Origin of the sequence: Arthrobacter sp. Helios, from assembly GCF_023167125.1 — a bacterium.
Classification (GTDB): Bacteria; Actinomycetota; Actinomycetes; order Actinomycetales; family Micrococcaceae; genus Arthrobacter_B; species Arthrobacter_B luteolus.
The window spans coordinates 3882811-3895998 of the sequence record NZ_CP095402.1 but is presented as its reverse complement, the minus strand read 5'-3'; the positions used below and the strand labels follow the sequence as shown (position 1 = coordinate 3895998).

Here is a 13188-nt window from a genome sequence, read left to right as displayed (position 1 = left end):
AAATGATTGTCCGGCGGTGACCTACTCTCCCACACCCTCCCGGGTGCAGTACCATCGGCGCTGCGGGTCTTAGCTTCCGGGTTCGGAATGGGACCGGGCGTTTCCCCCGCGCTGTGACCGCCGTAACCCTTCCAACCCAAACCCCTCTTGCTGCCGGCATCATCCCGAAAAGGAGGATGCGGTGGCGGGGGGCGGGTAAATCTGTGGTGGATTACACGGGTACCGTGTATTCAATTATTTGTTCCCTGGAATAACAACCCAACGGGTTGTTGTCCGGGAACCACATAGTGGACGCAAGCAGCATGATCATCACACCCCTCTATATTGCGGAACCGTTTGAAGTCGTGTTCCGCCAGAGTGTGTTGTGGTGTAAGTTATCGGCCTATTAGTACCGGTCAGCTTCACGGGTCTTTAGTCCCCGCTTCCACATCCGGCCTATCAACCCAGTGGTCTGGCTGGGGGCCTCTCACACACAAGGTGTATGGAAATCTCATCTCGAAGCAGGCTTCCCGCTTAGATGCTTTCAGCGGTTATCCCATCCGAACGTAGCTAATCAGCGGTGCACTTGGCAGTACAACTGACACACCAGAGGTTCGTCCGTCCCGGTCCTCTCGTACTAAGGACAGCCCTTCTCAAATTTCCTGCGCGCGCAGCGGATAGGGACCGAACTGTCTCACGACGTTCTAAACCCAGCTCGCGTACCGCTTTAATGGGCGAACAGCCCAACCCTTGGGACCTACTCCAGCCCCAGGATGCGACGAGCCGACATCGAGGTGCCAAACCATGCCGTCGATATGGACTCTTGGGCAAGATCAGCCTGTTATCCCCGAGGTACCTTTTATCCGTTGAGCGACGGCCATTCCACAATGTACCGCCGGATCACTAGTCCCGACTTTCGTCCCTGCTTGAGATGTCTCTCTCACAGTCAAGCTCCCTTGTGCACTTACACTCGACACCTGATTGCCAACCAGGCTGAGGGAACCTTTGGGCGCCTCCGTTACTCTTTAGGAGGCAACCGCCCCAGTTAAACTACCCATCAGGCACTGTCCCTGACCCGGATTACGGGCCGAAGTTAGATATCCAGTATGACCAGAGTGGTATTTCAACGATGACTCCACCCGAACTGGCGTCCGGGTCTCACAGTCTCCCACCTATCCTACACAAGCCACACCGAACACCAATACCAAACTATAGTAAAGGTCTCGGGGTCTTTCCGTCCTGCTGCGCGTAACGAGCATCTTTACTCGTACTGCAATTTCGCCGAGTTTATGGTTGAGACAGCGGGGAAGTCGTTACTCCATTCGTGCAGGTCGGAACTTACCCGACAAGGAATTTCGCTACCTTAGGATGGTTATAGTTACCACCGCCGTTTACTGGGGCTTAAATTCCCAGCTTCGCCCGTAAGGGCTAACCGGTCCTCTTAACCTTCCAGCACCGGGCAGGAGTCAGTCCGTATACATCGTCTTGCGACTTCGCACGGACCTGTGTTTTTAGTAAACAGTCGCTTCCCCCTGGTCTCTGCGGCCCACACCCGCTCACGCCAGCAAGTGACGGTCACGGGGCAGGCCCCCCTTCTCCCGAAGTTACGGGGGCATTTTGCCGAGTTCCTTAACCATAATTCTCTCGATCGCCTTAGTATTCTCTACCTGATCACCTGTGTCGGTTTGGGGTACGGGCGGCTAAAACCTCGCGCCGATGCTTTTCTAGGCAGCATAGGATCACCGGATTCCCCCGTTCGGGGGTCCCATCAGATCTCAGGTGCGTCATCAAAGACACAGTGACGGATTTGCCTATCACTGACCCTACATCCTTAGACCAGGACTACCATCGCCTGGCCCGGCTACCTTCCTGCGTCACACCTGTTAATACGCTTACCTCCCGGGTTACGGTCCCGCGCTCCACCAAAAACCGGGTCGCCACAAGGGCGGCCGGTCAGGTATTGGGCGGTTAGTATCCCCCGTTTGGTATGGGCGGTTTTTCGCCGGTACGGGAATATCAACCCGTTGTCCATCGACTACGCCTGTCGGCCTCGCCTTAGGTCCCGACTTACCCAGGGCAGATTAGCTTGACCCTGGAACCCTTGATCATTCGGCGGACGGGTTTCTCACCCGTCTTTCGCTACTCATGCCTGCATTCTCACTCGTGTAGGCTCCACCACTGGTTTACACCGCAGCTTCACTGCCCACACGACGCTCCCCTACCCATCCAGACGGCTGAACCACGAAGGCTTACCAAAAATCTGAATGCCACAACTTCGGCGGTGTACTTGAGCCCCGCTACATTGTCGGCGCGGAATCACTTGACCAGTGAGCTATTACGCACTCTTTCAAGGGTGGCTGCTTCTAAGCCAACCTCCTGGTTGTCTGGGCAACTCCACATCCTTTCCCACTTAGCACACGCTTAGGGGCCTTAGTTGGTGGTCTGGGCTGTTTCCCTCTCGACTATGAAGCTTATCCCCCACAGTCTCACTGCTGCGCTCTCACTTACCGGCATTCGGAGTTTGGCTGACGTCAGTAACCTTGTAGGGCCCATCGGCCATCCAGTAGCTCTACCTCCGGTAAGAAACACGCAACGCTGCACCTAAATGCATTTCGGGGAGAACCAGCTATCACGGAGTTTGATTGGCCTTTCACCCCTACCCACAGCTCATCCCCTCCATTTTCAACTGAAGTGGGTTCGGTCCTCCACGACGTCTTACCGTCGCTTCAACCTGGCCATGGGTAGATCACTCCGCTTCGGGTCTAGATCACGCCACTCACTCGCCCTATTCAGACTCGCTTTCGCTACGGCTTCCCCACACGGGTTAACCTCGCGACGTAACACTAACTCGCAGGCTCATTCTTCAAAAGGCACGCTGTCACAGCTACAAGGCTGCTCCAACGGTTTGTAGGCACACGGTTTCAGGTACTATTTCACTCCCCTCCCGGGGTACTTTTCACCTTTCCCTCACGGTACTTGTCCGCTATCGGTCATCAGGGAGTATTTAGGCTTACCAGGTGGTCCTGGCAGATTCGCACGGGATTTCTCGGGCCCCGTGCTACTTGGGATCCTCTCCAAGCGGCAGCATACATTCCGGTTACGGGGCTAACACCCTCTACGGCCTGGCTTTCAAACCAGTTCACCTATGCACCTGCACTCACTTCACCAATCCGGCAGAACTGGTACGGAAAGTCCCGCAACCCCAGTGATGCAACGCCCGCCGGCTATCACACACCACTGGTTTAGCCTCTTCCGCGTTCGCTCGCCACTACTAACGGAATCACTGTTGTTTTCTCTTCCTGCGGGTACTGAGATGTTTCACTTCCCCGCGTTCCCTCCACGCACCCTATGTGTTCAGATGCGGGTCACCCGGTCACTCGCGCGCCGGGCGGGGTTTCCCCATTCGGACATCCTGGGATCAACGCTCGGTTATCAACTCCCCCAGGCTTATCGCAGATTCCTACGTCCTTCTTCGGCTCCTGATGCCAAGGCATCCACCGTGTGCCCTTAAAAACTTGACCACAAAGATCAATAATTAATATCGCTATCGAGAAAACCACGGTCTCACCAGCCAACCCATCAACCCACCCCCTCAAAGGAGGACAAGCCAACAGACCAACCGGATCTACCAGGTTTTTCTGAAATTGCACTTAATAATTTTTAAGATGCTCGCGTCCACTATGTAGTTCTCAAACAACAACCCCGTCACACCCCTCCACCACCACGTATTTACCGTGACAGTCTCAGACCTGCGCAGGAACAATCAGAAACAACACCGAATCCGTGTCCTTCCAACCACCCGCCGGCACCCGCTCCGCACAAAACGGATCAGGCCACCAGCAGTCAATTGTCATTCATACGGTCCTGTTGCCTCAGGACCCAACAGTGTGCCAAACGGAAAAACCCGGTCCCACGATCCGGCAGCGTGTTCCAATCCCGTCCCCGAAGGAACAGAACGTACTGGGCTGCCAGGCGTAGCGCCGGGCACCTGCTTATTGATATTCCACCCTTGAGCACCCACCGGGGAACATATGTCCCCGATATGGGCATCTCCTGCAAAACACACATCCAGCACTGTGGAAGGACATGGGCCTTGAGGTGCTCCTTAGAAAGGAGGTGATCCAGCCGCACCTTCCGGTACGGCTACCTTGTTACGACTTAGTCCCAATCGCCGGTCCCACCTTCGACGGCTCCCTCCCACAAGGGGTTAGGCCACCGGCTTCGGGTGTTACCAACTTTCGTGACTTGACGGGCGGTGTGTACAAGGCCCGGGAACGTATTCACCGCAGCGTTGCTGATCTGCGATTACTAGCGACTCCAACTTCATGAGGTCGAGTTGCAGACCTCAATCCGAACTGAGACCGGCTTTTTGGGATTAGCTCCACCTCACAGTATCGCAACCCTTTGTACCGGCCATTGTAGCATGCGTGAAGCCCAAGACATAAGGGGCATGATGATTTGACGTCGTCCCCACCTTCCTCCGAGTTGACCCCGGCAGTCTCCTATGAGTCCCCGCCATAACGCGCTGGCAACATAGAACGAGGGTTGCGCTCGTTGCGGGACTTAACCCAACATCTCACGACACGAGCTGACGACAACCATGCACCACCTGTAAACCGGCCACAAGTGGGGGACCTGTTTCCAGGCCTTTCCGGTTCATGTCAAGCCTTGGTAAGGTTCTTCGCGTTGCATCGAATTAATCCGCATGCTCCGCCGCTTGTGCGGGCCCCCGTCAATTCCTTTGAGTTTTAGCCTTGCGGCCGTACTCCCCAGGCGGGGCACTTAATGCGTTAGCTACGGCGCGGAAAACGTGGAATGTCCCCCACACCTAGTGCCCAACGTTTACGGCATGGACTACCAGGGTATCTAATCCTGTTCGCTCCCCATGCTTTCGCTCCTCAGCGTCAGTTACAGCCCAGAGACCTGCCTTCGCCATCGGTGTTCCTCCTGATATCTGCGCATTTCACCGCTACACCAGGAATTCCAGTCTCCCCTACTGCACTCTAGTCTGCCCGTACCCACTGCAGACCCGGGGTTGAGCCCCGGGCTTTCACAGCAGACGCGACAAACCGCCTACGAGCTCTTTACGCCCAATAATTCCGGATAACGCTTGCGCCCTACGTATTACCGCGGCTGCTGGCACGTAGTTAGCCGGCGCTTCTTCTGCAGGTACCGTCACTTTCGCTTCTTCCCTGCTGAAAGAGGTTTACAACCCGAAGGCCGTCATCCCTCACGCGGCGTCGCTGCATCAGGCTTTCGCCCATTGTGCAATATTCCCCACTGCTGCCTCCCGTAGGAGTCTGGGCCGTGTCTCAGTCCCAGTGTGGCCGGTCACCCTCTCAGGCCGGCTACCCGTCGTCGCCTTGGTGGGCCATTACCCCAACCAACAAGCTGATAGGCCGCGAGTCCATCCAAAACCGCATAAAGCTTTCCACCACCATGGCATGCGCCAGGTGGTCGTATCCGGTATTAGACCCAGTTTCCCAGGCTTATCCCGAAGTTAAGGGCAGGTTACTCACGTGTTACTCACCCGTTCGCCACTAATCATTCTGTGCAAGCACAGAAGTCATCGTTCGACTTGCATGTGTTAAGCACGCCGCCAGCGTTCATCCTGAGCCAGGATCAAACTCTCCGTAAATGTGTTACAGACACAAAACCGGAGCCAAGGAAAATTGGCTGCACAGTTCTGCACTAAATTCGAAACCAGCTAAAAAAACCATCCACAGCCCACGGGGTGGGCGGGACAGCCAATTCAACCAATCAAAATAATTGGTATCAATAAACTTGGCACACTATTGAGTTCTCAAACAACAGTCGCATCCGGTCTACTCAGAAAAACCATTCCGTTTCCGGATCAATGTCTTTCTTTTCGCACCGCTGCGGTGTTTCATAATTCTATTTCATCTTTCCGGTTTTTGCAATTCGGCGGATTTCCGTGGAAATCGTTCCGAACCGTTCAAACCGGCTGTCCGAACCCAGCATTCATTGTCAGGCTTTCCCGCCGGCACACAAGGCGCGCAGCAGATCCACCATCGAAAGGAAGTTGGGGTTTGGCCGCCATGCTTCGGGCGCTTTCTCAGCGTCCCGGCCGCGGCGACTCAGAAAACATTACACGGCGCCGGGCGGGCGCGCAAATCGAATCAAGGTGTCCTGCACCACGTCGCAGATATCCTCCACCGTAGCCGCTGCCAGCCCAGCTGAGAGGGGTGTTGAATGACGATTGTCGGTCTGCAGGCTGCGGTGAAATTTCGGAAAAGTAAGTATACGAACAATTAGCCTGCTCTATATCCTGGCTTCGACGCATCGTTTTATCCCGGCCCATACGGAGTCTCAGTATCCGCGCAGTCAGGATCCGTCATGGAAGACCTCTCTGGTGACTCCATAGTTGACGTCGAGAGAGCGGACGGCTGCGTCTGATCGGATTAGAGGGGCCAGGCAGTGTTCGATACCGGGGTCGCGGCCAAGTTCGCTGTTGCTCCCACCGGACACTGCCCCGCCCCAGAGGACACAGCCAGGATCGGAGCCACCGGCCCGGAGCGAACCATTTACTGGCGGTAAGCCGGGTGCGATGCTGGGCGCCAACGGCTTGTCGATCCGGCCGACAACACGAAGGAGTCACTATGTGGGGAGTGGGGCTTTACCGTCGGTTTGTCTGGCCAAAGGACATGACCATCAGGATTGACGACCATGCACAGAACCTGAAGATGCTGCTCTTCATCCGACAGGCATGGATGGTCGCCCAGGACATCGAAATTCCGGAACTGAGTCCTGTGGCTGCGACAGGTGCATCCAAGATTCCGGAGTCAGCAAGCCGCGAGGTGTGGGATAAACGATGGAAGCAGCAGTGGGACCGCAGCTGGGCCTGGTTCAACGTAGGCACAGGACAAGACTCACCAATCTCACAGGACGAGATGCAGAACCTCTCGAGAGCTGGACAGGATTTCCACCCGCTTGTGCCCCCGTTCTGGACCGTCGAATACGGCGAGGATGGGGTAGATCTCGTGGCCTTCAATATTTGGGATAGACAGACATTGCCGAACTTCCCTTCCCGCTCTGAACGGGATAGCCTCCCGGCACTGGTTAAGGCATGGAAAGACGGGGTCACGACGATCATCGTGCTGCCCTATTTGGGTTACTTCGCGCAGCGTCTGAACGGCAGCCATCTGCTCATCTCAGCTGACACCAGGAACGACCCAAAACTCTATACTGAGGCACTCCAGACCAGCCAATGATCCCTAGCAGCACAAGCAGCATTTAGGAACCTAACCGTCCACGTCGCCGGATACGAGCTCCTTGTATGAACCCTTACCGTGGAGCACCACCCAGACAGGTCGGCGTGGGTGTGCAGCTCTGGCGACCGGGAACGGCGGCAACCCGCCCTACCGGCCCACCCGGGCGGCCGGCACCGGAGACTCCCCCGCCTTGGTGCGCACCTCTGGCCACCAGGAGCGGCGGCAACCCGCCCTACCGGCCCACCCGGGCGGCCGGCACCGGAGACTCCCCCGCCTGGGTGCGCACCTCTGGCCACCAGGAGCGGCGGCAACCCACCGTATCTGCGCACCAGGGAGTCTATGTGCGGAGCACCCACCAGGCAGGTCGGCATGGGTGCGCACCTCTGGCGACCTAGAACGACAATAACCCGCACTATCTGCGCACCGAGGAGGCGGGCACCGGGGCATCACCCAGGCAGCCGGGCGTGTGGGTGGGCATGTCCGATGACCCGGATCTTCTTCTGGCCCCCATATCCGCGGACTGGACGATCCGTGCGAAACGCCGGCATCGCTGGGTGCGCAGCTCCGGTGACCTAAACGTCGGCAGCCCGCATTATCTGCGCACCGGGACGCCGTCAACGGACACTCCCCCGCCTGGGTGCGCACCTCTGCCAACCAGGAACGGCGGCAATCCGCCATCCCTGGCCCGCCCACTCCAGTACGCGATCCCACTCTTTGTTGCGTACCCGGGACTGGTGTGACCTCAGGAGGTTACACCTGTCACGAAGAGTGGGAACGTGTGTCGCCGCGATGGCCGAGTTCATCAAAAACGGAGGCCATCGGGGTTGGGGAGAGTGGGTGACCGCCGCGTTTCCCAGCCGTCGTTACCCATGAGGCGGGTGAGGTCACAACAGGTCACTTCTGTCACGAGGGGTGGGAACTGCGGGCCTGCTTGGCGCCGGAAGTCATGAGAGCGGTTGAGGTTCCCCGTCTGGGTGCGCAGCTCAAGTGGCCTAAGCGTCGGCAGTTCGCGTTAGGTGCGCACCGAGCGTCCATCTGCGGAGCACTACCCCAGCAAGTGTGCGTGGGTGCGCAGCTCCAGCGACCTAAACACCAGCAACCCGCCGTAGGTGCGTACCAGGGAGTCCAGTGCTGAGCACCGACCAGGCAAGTGCGCGTGGGTGCGCAGCTCTGGTGACCAAGAACGCCAACGGCCCCCATTAACTGCGCACCAGGGAGTCCGGCTGCGGGGCACCAACCCGGCAGGTAGTCGTGGGTGGGCAGCTCTGGTGACCAGGAACGCGGGAACCCGCATTATCTGCGCACTGGGCGAACGGCGCCGAGGAGAACCCCGTCCGGGCGTGCAGGTCCGATGGCCTAAACACCAGCAACCCGCATTATCTGCGCACCGCGGTGTCCGGCTGCGGAGCACCACCCAGACAGGTCGGCGTGGGTGCGCAGCTCTGCTGACCAGGAGCGGCAGCAGCCCGCCGTATCTGCGCACCGCGGTGTCCGGCTGCGGAGCACCGGTCAGGCAGGTAGTCGTGGGTGTGCAGCTCTGGTGACCAGGAGCGGCAGCAGCCCGCCGTATCTGCGCACCGCGGTGTCCGGCTGCGGAGCACCAACCCGACAGGTAGTCGTGGGTGTGCAGCTCTGGTGACCAGGAGCGGCAGCAGCCCGCCGTATCTGCGCACCAGGGAAACCAGGCACCGGACCAGGCACGTACGGATGGGTGGGTTTGCGGGTGTGGGCGTTGTGGGATGAACTTCACTGCCCCCGCCGTAGGTGCGCACCAGGACGGGCCTGGGCCCAGCCCCGGGGCCGGTCTGGAACCCCGGAATCGACCGGCCGGCAGCAGCCAGGCAGGGCTGCAGGTGGGGTCTTCCGGGACGAAGCCGGCCCGCCCTGGGAGGGCGGCCAGGGGGGTGGGGGACATCCGCGGGTTAAGCGGGGTTAAACAGGTCAGGCCCCGCACCAAGGGTGCGGGGCCTGAACCCGGACCACCCCACAAAGGGGGGTGGCCTTGAAATGATTGTCCGGCGGTGACCTACTCTCCCACACCCTCCCGGGTGCAGTACCATCGGCGCTGCGGGTCTTAGCTTCCGGGTTCGGAATGGGACCGGGCGTTTCCCCCGCGCTGTGACCGCCGTAACCCTTCCAACCCAAACCCCTCTTGCTGCCGGCATCATCCCGAAAAGGAGGATGCGGTGGCGGGGGGCGGGTAAATCTGTGGTGGATTACACGGGTACCGTGTATTCAATTATTTGTTCCCTGGAATAACAACCCAACGGGTTGTTGTCCGGGAACCACATAGTGGACGCAAGCAGCATGATCATCACACCCCTCTATATTGCGGAACCGTTTGAAGTCGTGTTCCGCCAGAGTGTGTTGTGGTGTAAGTTATCGGCCTATTAGTACCGGTCAGCTTCACGGGTCTTTAGTCCCCGCTTCCACATCCGGCCTATCAACCCAGTGGTCTGGCTGGGGGCCTCTCACACACAAGGTGTATGGAAATCTCATCTCGAAGCAGGCTTCCCGCTTAGATGCTTTCAGCGGTTATCCCATCCGAACGTAGCTAATCAGCGGTGCACTTGGCAGTACAACTGACACACCAGAGGTTCGTCCGTCCCGGTCCTCTCGTACTAAGGACAGCCCTTCTCAAATTTCCTGCGCGCGCAGCGGATAGGGACCGAACTGTCTCACGACGTTCTAAACCCAGCTCGCGTACCGCTTTAATGGGCGAACAGCCCAACCCTTGGGACCTACTCCAGCCCCAGGATGCGACGAGCCGACATCGAGGTGCCAAACCATGCCGTCGATATGGACTCTTGGGCAAGATCAGCCTGTTATCCCCGAGGTACCTTTTATCCGTTGAGCGACGGCCATTCCACAATGTACCGCCGGATCACTAGTCCCGACTTTCGTCCCTGCTTGAGATGTCTCTCTCACAGTCAAGCTCCCTTGTGCACTTACACTCGACACCTGATTGCCAACCAGGCTGAGGGAACCTTTGGGCGCCTCCGTTACTCTTTAGGAGGCAACCGCCCCAGTTAAACTACCCATCAGGCACTGTCCCTGACCCGGATTACGGGCCGAAGTTAGATATCCAGTATGACCAGAGTGGTATTTCAACGATGACTCCACCCGAACTGGCGTCCGGGTCTCACAGTCTCCCACCTATCCTACACAAGCCACACCGAACACCAATACCAAACTATAGTAAAGGTCTCGGGGTCTTTCCGTCCTGCTGCGCGTAACGAGCATCTTTACTCGTACTGCAATTTCGCCGAGTTTATGGTTGAGACAGCGGGGAAGTCGTTACTCCATTCGTGCAGGTCGGAACTTACCCGACAAGGAATTTCGCTACCTTAGGATGGTTATAGTTACCACCGCCGTTTACTGGGGCTTAAATTCCCAGCTTCGCCCGTAAGGGCTAACCGGTCCTCTTAACCTTCCAGCACCGGGCAGGAGTCAGTCCGTATACATCGTCTTGCGACTTCGCACGGACCTGTGTTTTTAGTAAACAGTCGCTTCCCCCTGGTCTCTGCGGCCCACACCCGCTCACGCCAGCAAGTGACGGTCACGGGGCAGGCCCCCCTTCTCCCGAAGTTACGGGGGCATTTTGCCGAGTTCCTTAACCATAATTCTCTCGATCGCCTTAGTATTCTCTACCTGATCACCTGTGTCGGTTTGGGGTACGGGCGGCTAAAACCTCGCGCCGATGCTTTTCTAGGCAGCATAGGATCACCGGATTCCCCCGTTCGGGGGTCCCATCAGATCTCAGGTGCGTCATCAAAGACACAGTGACGGATTTGCCTATCACTGACCCTACATCCTTAGACCAGGACTACCATCGCCTGGCCCGGCTACCTTCCTGCGTCACACCTGTTAATACGCTTACCTCCCGGGTTACGGTCCCGCGCTCCACCAAAAACCGGGTCGCCACAAGGGCGGCCGGTCAGGTATTGGGCGGTTAGTATCCCCCGTTTGGTATGGGCGGTTTTTCGCCGGTACGGGAATATCAACCCGTTGTCCATCGACTACGCCTGTCGGCCTCGCCTTAGGTCCCGACTTACCCAGGGCAGATTAGCTTGACCCTGGAACCCTTGATCATTCGGCGGACGGGTTTCTCACCCGTCTTTCGCTACTCATGCCTGCATTCTCACTCGTGTAGGCTCCACCACTGGTTTACACCGCAGCTTCACTGCCCACACGACGCTCCCCTACCCATCCAGACGGCTGAACCACGAAGGCTTACCAAAAATCTGAATGCCACAACTTCGGCGGTGTACTTGAGCCCCGCTACATTGTCGGCGCGGAATCACTTGACCAGTGAGCTATTACGCACTCTTTCAAGGGTGGCTGCTTCTAAGCCAACCTCCTGGTTGTCTGGGCAACTCCACATCCTTTCCCACTTAGCACACGCTTAGGGGCCTTAGTTGGTGGTCTGGGCTGTTTCCCTCTCGACTATGAAGCTTATCCCCCACAGTCTCACTGCTGCGCTCTCACTTACCGGCATTCGGAGTTTGGCTGACGTCAGTAACCTTGTAGGGCCCATCGGCCATCCAGTAGCTCTACCTCCGGTAAGAAACACGCAACGCTGCACCTAAATGCATTTCGGGGAGAACCAGCTATCACGGAGTTTGATTGGCCTTTCACCCCTACCCACAGCTCATCCCCTCCATTTTCAACTGAAGTGGGTTCGGTCCTCCACGACGTCTTACCGTCGCTTCAACCTGGCCATGGGTAGATCACTCCGCTTCGGGTCTAGATCACGCCACTCACTCGCCCTATTCAGACTCGCTTTCGCTACGGCTTCCCCACACGGGTTAACCTCGCGACGTAACACTAACTCGCAGGCTCATTCTTCAAAAGGCACGCTGTCACAGCTACAAGGCTGCTCCAACGGTTTGTAGGCACACGGTTTCAGGTACTATTTCACTCCCCTCCCGGGGTACTTTTCACCTTTCCCTCACGGTACTTGTCCGCTATCGGTCATCAGGGAGTATTTAGGCTTACCAGGTGGTCCTGGCAGATTCGCACGGGATTTCTCGGGCCCCGTGCTACTTGGGATCCTCTCCAAGCGGCAGCATACATTCCGGTTACGGGGCTAACACCCTCTACGGCCTGGCTTTCAAACCAGTTCACCTATGCACCTGCACTCACTTCACCAATCCGGCAGAACTGGTACGGAAAGTCCCGCAACCCCAGTGATGCAACGCCCGCCGGCTATCACACACCACTGGTTTAGCCTCTTCCGCGTTCGCTCGCCACTACTAACGGAATCACTGTTGTTTTCTCTTCCTGCGGGTACTGAGATGTTTCACTTCCCCGCGTTCCCTCCACGCACCCTATGTGTTCAGATGCGGGTCACCCGGTCACTCGCGCGCCGGGCGGGGTTTCCCCATTCGGACATCCTGGGATCAACGCTCGGTTATCAACTCCCCCAGGCTTATCGCAGATTCCTACGTCCTTCTTCGGCTCCTGATGCCAAGGCATCCACCGTGTGCCCTTAAAAACTTGACCACAAAGATCAATAATTAATATCGCTATCGAGAAAACCACGGTCTCACCAGCCAACCCATCAACCCACCCCCTCAAAGGAGGACAAGCCAACAGACCAACCGGATCTACCAGGTTTTTCTGAAATTGCACTTAATAATTTTTAAGATGCTCGCGTCCACTATGTAGTTCTCAAACAACAACCCCGTCACACCCCTCCACCACCACGTATTTACCGTGACAGTCTCAGACCTGCGCAGGAACAATCAGAAACAACACCGAATCCGTGTCCTTCCAACCACCCGCCGGCACCCGCTCCGCACAAAACGGATCAGGCCACCAGCAGTCAATTGTCATTCATACGGTCCTGTTGCCTCAGGACCCAACAGTGTGCCAAACGGAAAAACCCGGTCCCACGATCCGGCAGCGTGTTCCAATCCCGTCCCCGAAGGAACAGAACGTACTGGGCTGCCAGGCGTAGCGCCGGGCACCTGCT

Annotated in this window: 1 protein-coding gene and 5 rRNA genes; 1 reads left to right on the top strand and 5 read right to left on the bottom strand. The window is 57.5% G+C overall.

Annotation, left to right across the window (positions count from 1 at the left end; translation table 11 throughout):
• Nucleotides 1-8: 8 nt before the first annotated feature.
• From rrf (ArtHe_RS17840) to ArtHe_RS17830, 3 genes are all read right to left on the bottom strand, one after another.
• Nucleotides 9-125: ribosomal RNA gene (gene rrf / locus ArtHe_RS17840) — 5S ribosomal RNA — on the bottom strand.
• 239 nt (nucleotides 126-364) lie between these two features.
• Nucleotides 365-3500 (bottom strand): 23S ribosomal RNA (locus ArtHe_RS17835).
• 588 nt (nucleotides 3501-4088) lie between these two features.
• A 16S ribosomal RNA gene (locus tag ArtHe_RS17830) occupies nucleotides 4089-5617 on the bottom strand.
• Together the 16S, 23S and 5S rRNA genes form the textbook arrangement of a ribosomal RNA operon.
• Before the next feature lie 1027 nt (nucleotides 5618-6644).
• Here ArtHe_RS17830 and ArtHe_RS17825 point away from each other — a divergent pair.
• Nucleotides 6645-7211 carry a hypothetical protein gene (locus ArtHe_RS17825; RefSeq protein ID WP_248318184.1) on the top strand — a complete coding sequence of 189 codons (567 nt, stop codon included), beginning with the start codon at nucleotides 6645-6647 and terminating at the stop codon, nucleotides 7209-7211.
• Between the two features lie 2013 nt (nucleotides 7212-9224).
• Here ArtHe_RS17825 and rrf (ArtHe_RS17820) read toward each other — a convergent pair.
• Both rrf (ArtHe_RS17820) and ArtHe_RS17815 read right to left on the bottom strand, forming a co-directional pair.
• A 5S ribosomal RNA gene (gene rrf, locus ArtHe_RS17820) occupies nucleotides 9225-9341 on the bottom strand.
• A gap of 239 nt (nucleotides 9342-9580) precedes the next feature.
• Nucleotides 9581-12716, bottom strand: a 23S ribosomal RNA gene (locus ArtHe_RS17815).
• Between the last annotated feature and the right edge of the window lie 472 nt (nucleotides 12717-13188).

What these genes read in the sequence shown, in the direction of transcription:
- ArtHe_RS17825 (WP_248318184.1), top strand. Translation starts at nt 6,645, where the DNA reads ATGACCATCAGGATTGACGACCATGCACAGAACCTGAAGATGCTGCTC.